The organism is Pseudomonas sp. Leaf15, assembly GCF_001421425.1.
GTDB lineage: Bacteria > Pseudomonadota > Gammaproteobacteria > Pseudomonadales > Pseudomonadaceae > Aquipseudomonas > Aquipseudomonas salomonii.
The window spans coordinates 457,979-473,488 of sequence record NZ_LMKI01000012.1; the positions used below are offsets into that span (position 1 = coordinate 457,979).

General features: G+C 60.2%; 15 protein-coding genes, 1 tRNA gene and 1 pseudogene. 9 read left to right on the forward strand and 8 right to left on the reverse strand.

Features of this window, described 5'->3' with window-relative positions:
* Positions 1-36: 36 nt before the first annotated feature.
* Together sctV and sctW are read right to left on the reverse strand one after the other, a co-directional pair.
* Positions 37-2,130, reverse strand: coding sequence for a type III secretion system export apparatus subunit SctV (gene sctV, locus ASE80_RS12495; RefSeq protein WP_056859157.1), 2,094 nt, complete (start codon positions 2,128-2,130; stop codon positions 37-39).
* Positions 2,127-3,200 carry a type III secretion system gatekeeper subunit SctW gene (sctW, locus tag ASE80_RS12500; protein ID WP_056859158.1) on the reverse strand — a complete coding sequence of 358 codons (1,074 nt, stop codon included), beginning with the start codon at positions 3,198-3,200 and terminating at the stop codon, positions 2,127-2,129. The genes sctV and sctW overlap by 4 nt, the downstream gene beginning before the upstream one ends.
* Before the next feature lie 263 nt (positions 3,201-3,463).
* Here sctW and ASE80_RS12505 point away from each other — a divergent pair, with 263 nt between their 5' ends.
* The 8 genes from ASE80_RS12505 to ASE80_RS12540 all read left to right on the forward strand — a co-directional run bounded on the left by ASE80_RS12505 (position 3,464) and on the right by ASE80_RS12540 (position 9,987).
* Complete coding sequence (locus tag ASE80_RS12505; RefSeq protein ID WP_056859159.1) at positions 3,464-4,015, forward strand: RNA polymerase sigma factor; 552 nt, start codon at positions 3,464-3,466, stop codon at positions 4,013-4,015.
* Positions 4,016-4,373: 358 nt separating this feature from the next.
* Positions 4,374-4,450: transfer RNA gene (locus ASE80_RS12510), tRNA-Met, on the forward strand.
* A gap of 95 nt (positions 4,451-4,545) precedes the next feature.
* On the forward strand, positions 4,546-5,112 hold the full coding sequence (rimJ, locus tag ASE80_RS12515) for a ribosomal protein S5-alanine N-acetyltransferase (RefSeq protein ID WP_056859160.1): 567 nt from the start codon (positions 4,546-4,548) through the stop codon (positions 5,110-5,112).
* Positions 5,109-5,942 (forward strand): EamA family transporter, encoded by an 834-nt coding sequence (locus ASE80_RS12520; protein ID WP_056859161.1) that lies wholly within the window; start codon positions 5,109-5,111, stop codon positions 5,940-5,942. Before rimJ ends, ASE80_RS12520 begins: the two co-directional genes overlap by 4 nt.
* 96 nt (positions 5,943-6,038) lie before the next feature.
* A complete protein-coding gene (locus tag ASE80_RS12525) occupies positions 6,039-6,818 on the forward strand; it encodes a PhzF family phenazine biosynthesis protein (RefSeq protein ID WP_056859162.1) in 780 nt (259 codons plus the stop codon).
* A gap of 35 nt (positions 6,819-6,853) precedes the next feature.
* The gene (ggt, locus tag ASE80_RS12530) at positions 6,854-8,683 is read left to right on the forward strand and encodes a gamma-glutamyltransferase (RefSeq protein WP_056859163.1); all 1,830 of its coding nucleotides are present in this window, start codon (positions 6,854-6,856) and stop codon (positions 8,681-8,683) included.
* A 25-nt stretch (positions 8,684-8,708) separates the two neighbouring features.
* On the forward strand, positions 8,709-9,434 hold the full coding sequence (pgeF, locus tag ASE80_RS12535; RefSeq protein WP_056859164.1) for a peptidoglycan editing factor PgeF: 726 nt from the start codon (positions 8,709-8,711) through the stop codon (positions 9,432-9,434).
* 238 nt (positions 9,435-9,672) lie between these two features.
* On the forward strand, positions 9,673-9,987 hold the full coding sequence (locus ASE80_RS12540) for a helix-turn-helix domain-containing protein (protein ID WP_056859165.1): 315 nt from the start codon (positions 9,673-9,675) through the stop codon (positions 9,985-9,987).
* Between the two features lie 27 nt (positions 9,988-10,014).
* Here ASE80_RS12540 and ddlA read toward each other — a convergent pair whose 3' ends face one another.
* Positions 10,015-11,109 carry a D-alanine--D-alanine ligase gene (gene ddlA, locus ASE80_RS12545; protein WP_056859166.1) on the reverse strand — a complete coding sequence of 365 codons (1,095 nt, stop codon included), beginning with the start codon at positions 11,107-11,109 and terminating at the stop codon, positions 10,015-10,017.
* Between the two features lie 44 nt (positions 11,110-11,153).
* A complete protein-coding gene (locus ASE80_RS12550; RefSeq protein WP_056859167.1) occupies positions 11,154-11,792 on the reverse strand; it encodes a LysE family translocator in 639 nt (212 codons plus the stop codon).
* A gap of 136 nt (positions 11,793-11,928) precedes the next feature.
* Between ASE80_RS12550 and ASE80_RS12555 the strand changes: the two genes are divergently transcribed.
* Positions 11,929-12,738, forward strand: a complete 810-nt coding sequence (locus ASE80_RS12555) for an AraC family transcriptional regulator (protein ID WP_056859168.1) — start codon at positions 11,929-11,931, stop codon at positions 12,736-12,738.
* Positions 12,739-12,910: 172 nt separating this feature from the next.
* Here the strand turns inward: ASE80_RS12555 and ASE80_RS12560 are convergent, their stop codons facing one another.
* The 4 genes and pseudogenes from ASE80_RS12560 to ASE80_RS12570 all read right to left on the reverse strand — a co-directional run bounded on the left by ASE80_RS12560 (position 12,911) and on the right by ASE80_RS12570 (position 15,299).
* On the reverse strand, positions 12,911-13,486 hold the full coding sequence (locus ASE80_RS12560) for a flavin reductase family protein (protein WP_056859169.1): 576 nt from the start codon (positions 13,484-13,486) through the stop codon (positions 12,911-12,913).
* Positions 13,487-13,545: 59 nt separating this feature from the next.
* The gene (locus ASE80_RS31825) at positions 13,546-13,977 is read right to left on the reverse strand and encodes a methyl-accepting chemotaxis protein (protein WP_371920495.1); all 432 of its coding nucleotides are present in this window, start codon (positions 13,975-13,977) and stop codon (positions 13,546-13,548) included.
* A 156-nt stretch (positions 13,978-14,133) separates the two neighbouring features.
* Positions 14,134-14,967 (reverse strand): annotated as a pseudogene (locus ASE80_RS31830) (PAS domain-containing protein); the annotation flags it as partial.
* Positions 14,967-15,299, reverse strand: a complete 333-nt coding sequence (locus ASE80_RS12570; protein WP_056859171.1) for a DUF2790 domain-containing protein — start codon at positions 15,297-15,299, stop codon at positions 14,967-14,969. The pseudogene ASE80_RS31830 and the gene ASE80_RS12570, both read right to left, overlap by 1 nt.
* Positions 15,300-15,510 lie beyond the last annotated feature (211 nt).

Genomic DNA, 15,510 nt, shown 5'->3' on the forward strand with positions numbered 1-15,510 from the left:
ATCGAGCCCTTCCCGGCATCATCGCGGATGACCTGCTCATGCCACTGCCCCGCGCATCAATTCATCCTGCCCAAGATCGAAGCGCCCCAGCACTTTTACCTTGGAGGTGCTGTTCAATTCGGCAAACGACAGCACCGGCACATGGTTGAATTCTTCGAGCAACAAGGTTCGTAACGGGCTGCGCAGATCCTGCGCAACCAACATCACACTCTTGCTCTTGGGCCGCAGGCTGAAGGCTTGATTGAGCAAGTTGACCAGCACTGCACTGTTGTCATTGTCGAGCGCAAAGAACACCCCGGTCTGGGTCTGGCGCAGCGCCTCGCGCAAGATGTTTTCGGTCTGCGGCGCCAGCAGCCAGGCATGCAGGCCATCGGCTTCGCTGTACTGGTGAAAGATCTGCGATTTGAGCGCAATACGCGCATAGTCGGCCAGGGCCTCCGGCTCACGCTCGTGCTGGCCGTATTCGATCAACGACTCGACAATCAAGCGCACGGCGCGCAGCGGCACACCTTCGCTGGACAGGCGCTGCAACACCGCCGAAAAACGTGACAGCGGCATGATGCGCTGCAACTCTTGAACCAACTCAGGCTGGTCGTGCTCCAGCCAACTGAGGATCGACTTGCTCTCCTGAATCCCTAGAAACTGTGGCCCGCTGAGCATCATCGAATGCGTCATGCGCTCAACGATCAAGCTCAGCGCGCTGAAGCGCTCAAGTTCCGGATCGTCGAGCAGCGGGTCATCGGCGGGCAGCCACACCCAGTTCTGCTCCTCACGTTCGATCAGGCCGGCCACGCCGCTTTGCGGTTCGTCCTGGAGGGCCGAGCGCGCAACGGCCACTTGAGGGCCATGGGTGGCTTTGACCGTTGGCACTTCATGCACGCAAAAGCGCATTTCATCGTCGGCCAGGCCCGGGTCGAACTCGACCTCGAACGGCGGCAGGGTCAAGCCGATCCGAGCGACGATGCCGTTACGCGCCTTGCGCACTTCGTGCAGGATTTCAGCGATTGCGTCCGTATTACGCAGTGCTGGGGGAAACTGCAGCAGGTACGGCCGCGACGGATCGAAGCCGCGCAGGTCCTCCGCACCGTTCTCTTCCGGCGCCACCTCGACAGTGTTATCAGCGGTCCCTCGCTCCTGCCGTTGACGCTGACGCATGAGGTAAAAACCCAGGGAGCCGGTCGTCAGCGATATGAGGATAAACACCAGCGTGGGCATACCCGGCAGCGCCGCAAAAGCGAGCATCCCGATCGAAGCAATCATCCAGCTCTTGGGTTCGCTGGTCATCTGCCGGGCGATTTCGGCGCCCATGTTGCTGACGCCCTTGCGCCCATCCGGTGCCACGCGGGTAATGATCATGCCGGCAGTGAGGGAGATCAGCAGTGCAGGAATCTGTGCGATCAGGCCGTCGCCGATGGTCAGCACCGAGTACAGCGCCATGGATTCGGCGGCGCTCATGCCGTGCTGGAATATGCCGGTGGAGAAACCGCCCAGCAAGTTGATCAGCACGATCACCAGACCCGCAATGGCATCGCCCTTGACGAACTTCATGGCGCCGTCCATGGCCCCGAACAGCTGGCTCTCGCGGGACAACTGGTCGCGCTTGTCGCGCGCTTGCATGCCGTCGATCAGCCCGGCACGCAGGTCGCTGTCGATGGACATCTGCTTGCCGGGCATCGCGTCCAGGCTGAAGCGCGCCGCCACTTCGGCGACCCGCTCCGAACCCTTGGTGATCACCAGGAAGTTGACCAGGGTGAGGATCATGAAGATCACCAGACCCACCGCCAGATTGCCGCCCACCACAAAATTGCCGAACGCCTCAACGATATCGCCAGCGTCTTGCTCCAGCAGAATCAGACGCGTGGTGGCGATCGACAGGGCCAGGCGAAACATCGTGGTCAACAGCAGGATGGAGGGGAACGACGAAAACGCCAAAGGCCCCGGCAAGTAGAGCGCCAGTACTATCAACAGGCAGGAAATACAGATATTGACCGCAATCAGGATGTCCACCAGCCAAGTCGGCAGTGGCACGATAAAAATGAACACAATGGCCAGCACCACCACTGCACCCAGCACTTCGGCACGTTGCGCGGCCTTGAGCAGCCAGCGGTTCAGTGTCGCAACTACGGTCACAGCAATGCCCTCGGATCACCGCCGAGGCGAGCCTGGCCGTTTTCCAGGCGGGTGATTTCGTCCATCACCAGCAAAAAGTTATGCAAGCCCTCCTCGCGCCCACGTGTATCGCGCCACAAGGCCATCGGCAGACTCTTGAGTACCGGGTAGACCGCATTGAGTGAAGCCACCTGGCCGGCCGTCACTTCACCCGCCAGCTCATCGGCCAACCGCTGCACCTCGGACGGGGCGATCCCATTGCCGGCATAACCCAGCAGGCGCTGTAACAGGATGACGGCATCCTGCTCCACGCTCAGGCGCTCGACCAACGCGTGGCAACTGGACAACACGCCACCCAATTGACCGCAGCTCTGCAGCCCCAGCAACAGGGTGCGCAACTTGGCGGTCGGAACGGAGGAGGCATAGGCCGCCACATCGTCCGCCAGGGCCCGGCGCATGATGTTGAGCCCATCGGCAAACTGCTCACCGCCGTACATGCCCAGCAACGCCTGCATCATGCTGGCCAACGATTGGCGCACCACCACATTGGCGTAGTACATCGCCCGCACCGCCTGGCGCTCCTGAGGGTCGTCGCTCGAGGCCTGCAACGCCATGGCGATATTGAGGCCCGCCTGTATTTCGCGCTTATGGCGAATCTCCAGTTTGGCCAGTGCATCACGCGCCAGCGCAGCTTCGGTTTTGCGTATTTCCGCTTCCGCCTGCGCCGTAATCTGGCGCAGCACCACATAGGTACGCGCCGGATCACCACCGGTAAGGTCCAACAACTTTTCGACGCTGGACCCGCGTTGCAGGTACTGCCTGACTTGGCGGGTAATCAACGCCAGGCTCACCTGGGCCGGGTGCCCCAACTGGTCATAGAGTTGCGCGAACTGCTCGATGGGGCTCACTTGCGTCCCCATCGCCCGCTGATTCAAAGCCTTGCTGGTGAGCGCCACTTCCTGGCTGAACATGCTGGCGAGTTCATCGATACCCGACACGCCGGCTTGCGCGTGTGCCTGGGCAACCTTTTCAGGACCTGGCTTATCCAGGGGCTGGATTTTGTGCGGTTCAGGGTTGAATTCGACTTTCATGGGCGTGCCGGGACAGGAAGTTTGTGTCCCTATGTGGCAGACGTTCGCCATACGGTTCCATCGAAATCACCCAAAAGCGACTTTTTGAAAACATCGGCACGGATCACCCGGAGCTTTTGCAAAAAGCTGCGCAAAAACCTCCCATTTCAAAATATTTATATATTTAAATCAGCAAGTTACGATTTTTTTCCATTTGGCACAGCCAGTGCTAAAGGGGTTCCCGTCGGAATTATTTCGATAGCGTCTACCCAGAGGAAAAAATCGTGAATATCCCTATTGAAGCTTTAGCGCAGCTCGTTGGCGACTCGCCTCAATTCATGCTCCAACTGACGGACGACCAGCAAAAAAAACTCCGGCGTTTTATTCATAAACGCGTACTCAACCCCGAAGATGCAGACGACATCCTGCAACTGACCTACCTGGAAGCCTGGCGCAACAGAGAACGTTTCAGTGGCCAGGCCACCCTCAGTACCTGGATGTGCGGCATCGCGCAGAACCTGGTTCGCAACCATTTCCGGCGCCTGTATGCCAAACCGGTACATTGCGAGTTCGATGAGTCGCTGTGGCATGGCCAAGAGGAAAACAACAATCTGGATTGGGAATTCGAGGTCAACCGACGGTTGGAAAAAACCTTGAATGCCATCGACCACTTGCCGGCGGAAATGCGCAAGACGCTGTACGCCTCGCTGGAGACAGATGGTAGCTACCAGGACACCGCCGACGTGTTGGACATCCCGATCGGCACCGTTCGCTCACGCCTGTCACGGGCGCGCGAGCACTTGAAACGCGTCACGCACAACCCGTCGCAACCGTAAGCTGGCCCTGGGGGGCAAGCGTTGGGCGGCAGGGATATCTGCCCAACCGAATTACGCTTTACCGTGCACAGCAACAGGATCACAAGCCGTGCCGAACGGCACCTTGGGGGTCATCGTCAAAGGGTTTACAGCGCCACACCCTTGCGATCACGCATTTAATACCGTCAGCAGAACACCGCAAAACCTATGTGGGAGCAACCCCGCCCCCACCTTGGATCTTCGTGGCTGAAATACCCGTATCCGCCACACCACTCGTCGCCGTTTGGCCTTATTCTGTTTAAACAGTTGAAAGCGTAGATAAATTTTTAAAATAAACGCTTGACGCATATGCGTTCTACGCGAATAATGCGCGCCACTTGGCTACGTAGCTCAGTTGGTTAGAGCATAGCATTCATAATGCTGGGGTCCGGGGTTCAAGTCCCTGCGTAGCCACCAAGTACTAAAAACGGCTTACCGAAAGGTAGGCCGTTTTTTTATGCCTGCAGAAAAGCCCTCAGGCATACTCGCCCCCAACCACAAGGAGGCGATACGTGAACCCCCTCTTCCCCATCCATGGCATCACCACTGAACGGCTGACACTGCACGCCGCTCACCCTCGTCACGCCCTGGCCTTGCAAGCGCACCTGGTGCAAAACCGCGCCTACCTTCAACCCTGGGAACCGGCTCGCGATGATGACTACTTCGAACTCAGCGCCATTACCCAGCGCCTCGAAGCCATGGCCGAGAAAACCGCCAGCGGTGAAGCCTTGCATCTGCTGATATTGCGCGATCGCCGGATAATCGGCAGCTGCAACTTCAATAACATCGTGCGCGGCGCATTCGAAGCCTGCCATCTTGGCTACGCACTTGATGAAACGGCCCAAGGCCAAGGGTTGATGCGTCAAGCGTTGAGCGCTGCGATTGACTATGTGTTCACTGAGATGAAACTGCACCGAATCATGGCCAACTACAGGCCGGAAAACCAACGCAGTGCACGCCTGCTTGAGCGGTTGGGCTTTGAGCGAGAGGGGCACGCACGGGCCTACTTGAAGATCAATGGCGTGTGGGCGGACCATGTATTGACGTCGCTGATCAACCCCGTGAACGGTGACACATGAGCCTCAGCGTATTCGCAATCATCCTGCTGGGCGCCGCCCTTCACGCCACCTGGAATGCGGTGGTCAAAGGCGGCGTCGACAAGCTGCTGACCACCTGCATGATCGCCTCCGCCGCTTCTTTGATTGCGCTGGCGGCCATCCCGTTTCTGGCGCTGCCGGCCAGAGAAAGCTGGCCCTTCATCGGCGCATCGGTGGTTTTGCAGGTGCTGTATTTTGTGCTGGTGGCCTCGACCTACCGCATTGCCGACATGAGCCAGACCTACCCGATCATGCGCGGCACTGCGCCGCTGCTGGTGGCGCTGGCCAGTGTGCTGGTGTTGCACGAGCCACTCTCGGCGTTTGCCTGGCTTGGCATTGGCGTGATCTGCCTGGGTATCTTGAGCATGGCCGCAGCGCCCTCGGCCGGGCATAACAAAGGGCTGGTGCTGGCGCTGATAAACGCCCTGGTGATCGCCGGCTATACGCTGATCGATGGCCTTGGCGTGCGCAAGTCCGGCGCACCCGCGGCTTATACGCTGTGGATATTTTTGCTGACGGGCATCCCGCTTGCCGCGTGGGCTTTAGCTGCCCGGCGTGCAGCGTTCTGTCACTACGTCGCCCATCACTGGCGGCTTGGCGCCGTCGGGGGCGCAGGCACTGTGGCGTCATACGGCCTGGCGCTGTGGGCGATGACACACGCGCCCATCGCCACCGTCTCGGCCCTGCGCGAAACCTCGATCCTGTTTGGCGTGGTGATTTCGGCCTGGGTGCTCAAAGAACAGCTCACACGCGTGCGCATGATTGCTGCCTGCATCATTGCCGCCGGCGCGATGGTGTTGCGCCTGGGCTGACCAGGACACATGCGCACAAAAAAACTGAGGATCTGTACTTTGACGCTCCACGTAAGCCACTGCTAGTGTCCTGCCTCCCAATATGGAGTGCCTGCGATGAAACTGGACATCTATCAAGTCGACGCGTTCAGCCAACAGGTGTTCGGTGGTAACCCCGCGGCCGTGTGCCCGCTGACCGAGTGGTTGCCCACCGAGCAACTGCACCACATCGCCGCCGAAAACAACCTTTCGGAAACGGCCTTTTTCGTGCCCCGTGGCGAGGTCTATGAGTTGCGCTGGCTCACCCCCGAAGTCGAAGTGGACCTGTGTGGCCATGCGACGCTGGCTGCCGCCTGGGTATTGATTCACAAGCTGCCGAATGCGCCTGAAGTCTTGCGTTTTGCCACCCGCAGCGGTGAGCTTCGCGTGACGCGCAATGGCGACGAACTGGCAATGGACTTCCCGGCCAAACAGCCCGAGCGTTGCGAGCCGCCAGCCGGCATGTTGAGCGCGCTGGGGCTCGAACACGCCGAAGTGTATGCCACTGATGACTATATCGTTGTCGTTGATGACGAAGCCCAGGTCGCGGCCCTCACGCCAGATTTTGCACGCCTCAAGGGCCTGCCCAAACGCGGGATAGCGGTGACAGCCAAAAGCACGCGCTTTGATTTTATTTCCCGTTGGTTTGGCCCGAACGTGGGCGTCAATGAAGACCCGGTCACCGGCTCGGCCCACACCTCGCTCGCACCGTTCTGGGCCGAGCGCCTGGGCAAGTCGCAGTTGAGCGCCGAACAGGGCGGCCAGCGCCGTGGGCAACTGCGGTGTGAAATCAAGGGCGACCGCGTGATCATTTCAGGCCATGCAGCACTCTACCTGCAAGGCACGATTTACCTGTAAAAAGGACCACCCAAGGACAACAGATCATTCTCAAAATGAACGGAGTTCAGCGCGTGTTTTCGATTTCCCGCCGTCAACTGTCGATGATTGCCGCAGCGCTCGCGCTGACCGGCTGTCACACTCCCGTCAACGAACAGCCTCCGGCACCGGAATTGGGCTCGGGTTACCGCACCGACCTCAGCACCCGCCACGCCGAACGCCATATGACTGCCGCCGCCAACCCGCTGGCGGCGGAAGCCGGGCGCGAGATGTTGCGTCAGGGCGGTTCGGCGATTGATGCGGCGATTGCGATGCAGGCAGTGCTGACCCTGGTGGAGCCGCAGTCATCCGGCATCGGCGGTGGCGCGTTCATCATGCTGTGGGATGGCAAAAATGTGCACGCCTATGACGGCCGCGAAACAGCACCCGCCGGCGCGACCGAGCGGTTGTTCCTGAAGGCCGACGGCACACCGATGGCGTTTCCCGACGCGCAGATTGGCGGGCGTTCGGTCGGCACGCCGGGGGTGTTACGCGCACTGCAGATGGCGCACCAGAAGACCGGGCACCTGCAATGGGCCAAGCTGTTTGAACCGGCGATTCGGCTGTCGGAGCAAGGCTTTGCGATTTCCCCACGTTTGCACGCGCTGATTGCTGCCGACCGCTACATTCCCCAGTCGCCGGAAATGGCGGCCTACTTTTTGAACGCCGACGGCTCGCCTAAAGCCACCGGCACACTGTTGAAAAACCCGGCGCTGGCCGCCGTGTTCAAGCGCATCGCCAAGGAAGGGCCGGACGCGCTGTACCAGGGGCCGATTGCCGATGAAATCGCGCGCAAGGTTCAGGGCAATCGCAATGCGGGCAGTCTCTCGCAGGCCGACCTTCGAGGCTACACCGCCAAGGAACGCACGCCGCTGTGCACCGATTACAAGCAATACCGGGTGTGCGGCATGCCGCCGCCGTCGTCGGGCGGGATAGCCGTGGCGCAGATCCTCGGCACCTTGCAGGCGGTGGAGGCCCGTGACCCGCGCCTGGCCATCGCGCCGATGAAACCGGTGAAGAGTGCATCGCCTGCGGGCCTTGAGCCTACGCCCGAAGCCGTACACCTGATCGCCGAAGCGGGCCGCCTGGCTTTTGCCGACCGCGCGCTGTATGTGGCCGACTCGGACTTCACCCCGGTACCGGTTGCGGGCCTTGTCGCGCCCAACTACCTGGCACAGCGCGCCGCCCTGATCGGCGAACGCAGCATGGGCGTTGCCAAGCCGGGCACGCCGGCGGGCATCCAGGTGGCCTATGCGCCGGACCGCTCGCCGCTGCGCATCTCCACCTCGCAAGTGGTGGCGGTGGATGACCAGGGCGGCGCTGTGTCGATGACCACCACGGTGGAAGCGGCGTTCGGCTCCCACGTGATGGTGCAGGGCTTTTTGCTCAACAACCAGATGACCGACTTTTCGTTTGTTCCGCAAGAAAACGGCCAGCCGGTGGCCAATCGCGTCGAGCCCGGCAAACGCCCGCGCTCGGCCATGGCGCCGACTCTGGTGTTCGACCGCCAGAGCGGCGAGCTGCTGGCGACGGTGGGCTCTCCGGGCGGTTCGCAAATCATCGAGTACGTGAGCAAATCCCTGGTGGCCATGCTCGACTGGAACCTCGACCCGCAAGCCGCCATCAGCCTGCCCAACTTCGGCAGCCGCAATGGCGCCACCGAGTTGGAGGCCGGCCTGTTCAGCCCGGCGTTGAAACAGGCGCTGCGCGACAAGGGCCACGCGTTGAGCGAAATCGATATGACCAGCGGCATCCAGGCCATTGTTCGCACGCGCGATGCTCAAGGCAAGGTTACCCTGAGCGGCGGCGCCGACCCTCGGCGTGAAGGCGAAGCGGTCGGCGACTGAATGTTCTACGAACGGAGAGAGTGCCGTGCAACAGGCTGATAATCTCGGCGCCCTCCCCGGCGTCGACCATGGTTTTTGCTCAATCAATGACCCCGCGCGCCCGGACGCGGTGTTCATCTGCAAGCAGGTGCACAGTGCCACGGTGATTGAATGGCAGGCGGCCCTGGGGGCCAACAGCGTCGCGGCAGATGGCGTATTCACGCGCGAGCATCAGCCGATTGCAGTGATCACGGCCGATTGCCTGCCCATCCTTATTGCGGCTGAAGACGGTGCGAGGGTCGCCGCGGTGCATGGCGGCTGGAAGGGCTTGCAGGGTGGGATCATCGCCAATGCCGTGCAGCAATTTGCCGACCAAGGCATGGCCGTGGAGCAGTTGCAGGTGGCTATCGGACCGTCGATCAAACCGTGCTGCTATGAAGTGAGCGAGGACTTTATTGCGCAGTTTCAGGCGGACCAAGGCCACCTTTGGCGTGACGGTCAGGCGCCGTGGAACTTCGTACAACCGGCGCCATTGCTGCCCCCCGAAATTTCTCCGCCCTATGCCAGGCAAACGGGAGGTGCCTGGTTTGATTTGAGCGGCTTCGGGGTAATGTTGCTGTTAGCAGCAGGGCTTAAGCGTGAGCAGATCGAAGTCAGTGAAGTGTGTACGTATTGCACATCCTCCACTTTCGCCAGCTATCGCAGGCGCACGCATCACCCTGAAGAAGCGAAGACGTTGATCTATTCGTGGATTGCTCGCACAGGTAGGTGAAAGAGAACCTACAACCTCTATTCTCATATCCCGCTCAAGGGAGCGGTTGTGCCTGGTTCGGGTGGCTGTCGCAAGATTCGTTGGAGCCAGGACGGCCGTGGAAAAAGTGGATCGGTGCGAATCATCTACACCACACAACTGGCTTGCGGAGTTCTGGTCGCTCTACTGATTTACGGAAAAGGCGCTACCGAGAATATTCCAGCGCACATCCTGTACAAAATCGCGAAGGAAATGAACCATGCCACTCACTGAAAAACAACTGAAGCAACGTGACGCCAAACGCAATATTGGCGAAGAGTTGCTGGCGGCCATTCAGGATGTAAAAGCGGGACACCACGGCGCCGTACATCACGTTGAAACTACCCCAGCAGCAGAGGCAAGGAGTAAGACAGGACTGTCGCAACCCAAATTTGCCGAGCTTTTGGGGGTTTCGGTAAGAACGCTTCAAGAGTGGGAACAAGGCCGCCGCTCCCCCTCTGGCGCGGCGCGCTCGCTGTTGCACATTGCAACAATAAGACCAGACGTGTTTCGCGAGGTGCTCAGTAACGCTTGATGGCGTTACTGGCCCGCTAGCGGGTCATTATCGGCTGATCTTTAGCCCCTTACGCCCGGCATGCCGCTCCAGCGCCAACTCGATCAACCGGCTCACCAGCTCGCTGTAACTCATCCCCGCCGCCTGCCACAGCTTCGGGTACATGCTGATACGTGTGAAGCCTGGCAATGAGTTGATCTCGTTGATCAGCACTTCGCCGTCATCGGTGAGGAACACATCAACCCGCGCCAACCCCGCGCAGCCCAAAACCTCAAACGCTTCGATAGCCAGGTGGCGAATGCGCTCGCTGGCCTGGACGCTGATATCGGCCGGCACCACCACTTGGGCGGCCTGGTCGTCGATGTATTTGCTGTCGTAGGAGTAGAAGCCGTTGCTCACCACAATCTCGCCACAGCCACTGGCGATGGGGTTATCGTTGCCCAACACGGCACATTCGATTTCACGGCCTTGGACGGCAGATTCCACCAGCACTTTTTCATCAAAACCCAAGGCCAGTTCTACGGCGGCGTGGTACTCGGCTTCGTTGCCAACCTTACTCACGCCCACCGAAGAACCCTGGTTGGCGGGTTTGACGAACATCGGCAAACCGAGCTTGTTCATAGCCGCTTCAAACGAGGTACGCGCCGCGTTGCGGCGGGTCAGGGTGATAAATGGTGTGACGGCAATACCGGCATCGCGCAGCAGCCGTTTGCTGATGTCTTTGTCCATGCAGACCGCCGAACCCAGCACGTCGGAGCCGACGAAAGGCAGGTCGGCCATGCGCAGCAGGCCTTGCAGGCAGCCGTCTTCGCCGAGGGTGCCGTGGACGATAGGGAAGATCACGTCGATGTGTTCCAGCAGGCCTTGCCCGGAGGTTTCCACCACTTGCTGATTGGCCTTGCCCGGTACTACTGCCAGCTCACGGTTGGATTGGTTGAGAGCGATAAGCGCCGGGTTTTCCTGGTTGATCAGAAAGTTCGACGTGTCGTTGAGGTGCCAGTGGCCGGCCTTGTCGATGCCGATCAAGATGGGTTCAAAGCGCGAACGGTCCAGCGCATCGACGATATTGCGCGCCGACTGCAACGAGACTTCATGCTCGGCCGAACGGCCACCAAAAATAATACCTACCCGCACCTTGCTCATGACCCGGCCTCACTATTGAAAGTAAGGCTTCTTACCATGAGCGGTCAGCGATTCGCTACCAGATGTGCGCCGAACAGCAGGTAGCAACCACCGGCAAAGCGGTCGAGCCATTTGCGTGAGCGCGCGTAAAGGTTGGCCATGCGCTCACTGGAAAACACCAGGGCAACGCTGGAATACCAACTGAACGACAAGGTGGCCATGGTGATGACTGCCAGGGTGAGCAGTGCTGGCGAAGGTGATGGCGGCATGGTCGAGGCAAAGGCGGTGGCGACGAACAGCGCAGCCTTGGGGTTGGACAAGTTGCCCAGTAACCCGAACCGCCAGGCAGAGAACAATGAGCGGCGCGGCGCGTCGGGCAGAACCGTCTGGCCCGCAGCCGGAGCCGAGCGTTTGAACAATTTGAGCCCGAGGTAGATCAGGTAACAACCGCCGATGATCTTGAACGCCAGGTAGAGCATCGGCACCGCAGTAAACAGCGACTTGATGCCCAGGCCGCCCGCCAAGCCCCAAATGATCGTGCCGCTGGCCACGCCCGCCGACGCCACAACGCCATGGCGCCTGGAGCAGCTGGCAGCCAACTGCGCGGTGTTGAACAAGTTTGGCCCAGGCGTCACCACAGCAACCGTCCACAGCAGTGCCAGCGAGACCAACGGTGCCACATAGGCGGGGTTGAAAAAATCCATGGGCAGCTCCGTCAGCGCAGTACACGAACCCGGATCATAGGCCTCGGCTCACGCTTGCACAATCGTACAAGACCCCGGCAGACAACCGCTGCAGACTCGGTTAACGTGTTTCCACCTCTACATGTGACAAGTCATCATGGGCCAACCCACTTCCACCCTCGACTGGCTGCACCGCGCCCCCCATGCCAGCGGCCTGGACCGTATCGAGGCGTACTTTGCCGGTTTTGCGTTCGACCCGCATCGCCACGACACCTACGCCATCGGGCGCACCTTGTTTGGCGTGCAGAGCTATCACTACCGCGGTTGCATGACCCACAGCCTGCCGGGCCGGACCATGGTGATTCACCCCGATGAATCCCATGATGGCCGCGCCAGCAGTGTGGAGGGTTTCAAGTACCGCATGATTTATGTGGAGCCGGCGCTGATCCAGCAGATTCTCGGTGGTCGCCCATTGCCGTTTATCCACAACGGTTTGTCGACTGACCCGCGCCTGTTTCGCGCCAGCGAAGTGTTGCTGCAAAGCCTGGACTGCCCGATCGACCCGATGCAGGAACAGGACGCCCTGTTCGACCTGGCACACGCGCTGAACGCGGCATCCGGCGCAATCATCAGCCGCAAATCCTTCGATTATGTGGCCGCCGAGCGAGCCCGTGAGTTTATCCACAGCGCCCTGGGCCGCAGCATCACCCTGGATGAAATGGCCGACCACTGCGGTCGCGATCGATGGGCGCTGTCGCGAGACTTTCGTGTGTTGTTCGGCACCAGCCCCTACCGCTACCTGACCATGCGGCGGCTGGATTTGGTGCGCAGCTTGCTGGCCCAAGGCCAATCGCTGGTGGACGCGGCCCTGACCGCAGGGTTCACCGACCAGAGCCATATGACCCGGCAATTTCGCAGCACCTACGGCATGCCGCCGTCGCGGTGGGTGAAGATGCTCGGGCGCTGATTGGCCCATCTGAAATGCGATTAAACCTGTGGGAGCTGGCTTGCCTGCGATGGCGGTGCATCAGTCAATATATTGGGCGCCTGACACACGCTATCGCAGGCAAGCCAGCTCCCACAATGCGGGGTCGCCGGCAAAAACACTCACCCGGCCTGCAGCACGCTGCAGCCGTGGCTTACAACTGGCGCCCGACAACCGGCGCACCGATGCTGAGGAAATTCCCGCCGGCGATATGGTGCAAGGTGCGCAATTCGTCCTGCCCCTCGAAGTGCCAATGCCCGTCGCTGAACACGCGCTCGTCGGCATAGGCGGCGATCACTTCGCCGAGGAACAGGTCGTAGGTCTGTTGGTTATGTGGCTCGGGCAACAAGCGGCACTCCAGCCAGGCTACGCAGCCTTCCAGCAGCGGCGCCTGGGTGTGTTCGCCACTGAAGGTGTGCAGGCCGTAGGCGGCGAACTTGTCGGTCTCGGAACCGCTGGTATTGCCGACCGTCTGCACCAGATCGGCCTGGGCCACACAGGGTACTTGCAACACAAAGGTGCCGGCGCCTTCCAGCAGTTGCCGAGTCCAGGTGGACTTGTCCAACACCACGGCGACTTTGGGCGGTTCAAAATCCAGCGGCATGGCCCAGGCGGCCGCCATGATGTTGCGTTTGCCGTCGTGGGCGGCACTGACCAGCACGGTCGGCCCATGGTTGAGCAAGCGATAGGCCTTGGACAGCGGAACGGGGCGACGGTGGTTCGGGCTCATGGAGGGTCGGCTCTTCAAGCAAGAAAAACCTACGATACCTCAAGCACAAGCCCTACGGGTCAGCTCGACAGCTGATTGGCGAACTGCCCCACCGCGCTGACGACTTTTTGCGCGCCGTCCTGGATCTCCACAATCACCGTGCCCGCCTCAGACGCCAGGGCCAGGCCTTGCTCGGCCTGCAGGCGGCCGTCGTTCATCAAAGTCACCGCATCGCGGGCCATGTCCTGGTTCTGGCGCACCACGCCGACAATCTCTTCGGTGGCTTTGCTGGTACGCGAGGCCAACTGACGCACCTCATCGGCCACCACCGCAAAACCACGGCCCTGCTCACCGGCACGCGCCGCTTCAATGGCTGCGTTAAGCGCCAGCAGGTTGGTCTGTTCGGCGATACCGCTGATGGTCTTGACGATGGTGCCGATCACTTGGGATTGCGCATTCAACGCCTCGATGCCGTCACCGGCCTGTTGCATGTGCTTGGCCAGATCACGCATCACATCCACCGCCTGGGTCACCACAGTGGTGCCGCGCTGGGCGCTGTTGTCGGTTTGCAGCGAGGTGCTGTAGGCGATGTTGGCAGCTTCGGCCACGGCTTGTTCCCGATTGACCTGATCGGTAATCACCGTGGCGAACTTGACCACTTTGTACAGCCGGTCATTGGCGTCCAACACCGGGTTGTACGTGGCTTCCAGCCAAACCGTGCGGCCGTGGCTATCGATCCGCTTGAAGCGTGCTGCAACAAACTCACCGGCGTTCAAGCGCTTCCAGAACTGTTGGTATTCGGTGCTGTTGTACTCCTGCGGTTCGCAGAACATGCGGTGATGCTTGCCCTGGATCTGCGCCAGGCTGTAGCCCATGCCACCGAGAAAGCGATCATTGGCCGTGAGTACATGCCCGTCGAGGTCGAATTCGATCACCGCCGTGGAACGCACCAGCGCAGTGATCAGGTTTTCATGCTCGCGCGACGCCTCGATGGTGCGGGTGAGGTCGCTTGAGTAAATCGAGAAATGCTTGATGCGCCCCTCCGAGTTGCGCACCGGCTGCACGATCGAGCGCAGCCACGCTTCCTTGCCGTTGCCACGCATCAGGCGCACGGCGCCGGCGAAGTGTTCGCCGCGCACCAGGGCATTTTTAAAGCGCAGCTGGAATTCGTCCTGGCGCACATGCGGCGGCACCAGCTCATCAATGTGACGCCCCACAATGTTGCTGGCCTGGTAAACCAGTTCCTGCAGGAAGTTGGCATTGGCCCACTCCACCCGGCCGTCGGCGTCCAGCGTCAGGCACAGCATTTCACTTTCCAGGCTCTCCTTGACCTGCTGCAAGCTCGACAATTCTTCGCGAAGAGCAGACAGCTCTTGCTTCAGGCGGGTATTGAACATGGGGCACCGATGGGCATTTGGGGAGGTGGGTCTGACCTGCATCGGCGCTACCGGCGTTTTCTGAAGCGCTTTTTTTCGCCGCACCCAACTGTTTTTTGGATCCATTAACCGCCGTTGTTTCGACACACGCCCATCACTTGATACTCCAGGGTATTGAGGTTACCGGTGGAGTCTTCATAGGTCATGCGCGACGGCACCGCCTCGCAGGCGCGGATCGGCGGCGTCACGTTGACCACCTTTTCAATGTCCAGCTTCATGCCATAGCGGTAGGTCTGCACCTCGGGCGCGGGCTTGCCCTTCTTTTCGGCGTAAGCGGCCATGGCTTTTTCATTGCGCTCCATCATCAGGGCAAAAGTGCGGTCCCCACCGCCTTCGGCCAACGCGCCAAAAGACAGGGCAGCGACCAAGACACCCAGGGCAACTTTATAAGCGTTCATCATTAGTTCCTCGTCTGAAAAGTTCAGTGACGAGATTAATCAACCAACCCTGACGCAATGTTCACCAAAACATTACTTATTTGTTAGGTGGCCGTAAGTTTCCAGAATTGTAATGTTCAGGCAATGAGTTCGTTATCTGCGGTTTGCAACTATCGGCCCGGGCCAGATCAATAAGAACGCCCGACTCTATAAGAAGCTGAAAACTGCCACT

What these genes read in the sequence shown, in the direction of transcription:
- ASE80_RS31825 (WP_371920495.1), bottom strand. Translation starts at nt 13,977, where the DNA reads ATGCGTGATCTGGCCAAGCACATGCAACAGGCCGGTGACGGCATCGAG.
- ASE80_RS12555 (WP_056859168.1), top strand. Translation starts at nt 11,929, where the DNA reads ATGGGCCAACCCACTTCCACCCTCGACTGGCTGCACCGCGCCCCCCAT.
- ASE80_RS12540 (WP_056859165.1), top strand. Translation starts at nt 9,673, where the DNA reads ATGCCACTCACTGAAAAACAACTGAAGCAACGTGACGCCAAACGCAAT.
- ggt (WP_056859163.1), top strand. Translation starts at nt 6,854, where the DNA reads ATGAACGGAGTTCAGCGCGTGTTTTCGATTTCCCGCCGTCAACTGTCG.
- ASE80_RS12560 (WP_056859169.1), bottom strand. Translation starts at nt 13,486, where the DNA reads ATGAGCCCGAACCACCGTCGCCCCGTTCCGCTGTCCAAGGCCTATCGC.
- sctW (WP_056859158.1), bottom strand. Translation starts at nt 3,200, where the DNA reads ATGAAAGTCGAATTCAACCCTGAACCGCACAAAATCCAGCCCCTGGAT.
- ASE80_RS12525 (WP_056859162.1), top strand. Translation starts at nt 6,039, where the DNA reads ATGAAACTGGACATCTATCAAGTCGACGCGTTCAGCCAACAGGTGTTC.
- ddlA (WP_056859166.1), bottom strand. Translation starts at nt 11,109, where the DNA reads ATGAGCAAGGTGCGGGTAGGTATTATTTTTGGTGGCCGTTCGGCCGAG.
- ASE80_RS12550 (WP_056859167.1), bottom strand. Translation starts at nt 11,792, where the DNA reads ATGGATTTTTTCAACCCCGCCTATGTGGCACCGTTGGTCTCGCTGGCA.
- ASE80_RS12520 (WP_056859161.1), top strand. Translation starts at nt 5,109, where the DNA reads ATGAGCCTCAGCGTATTCGCAATCATCCTGCTGGGCGCCGCCCTTCAC.
- ASE80_RS12570 (WP_056859171.1), bottom strand. Translation starts at nt 15,299, where the DNA reads ATGAACGCTTATAAAGTTGCCCTGGGTGTCTTGGTCGCTGCCCTGTCT.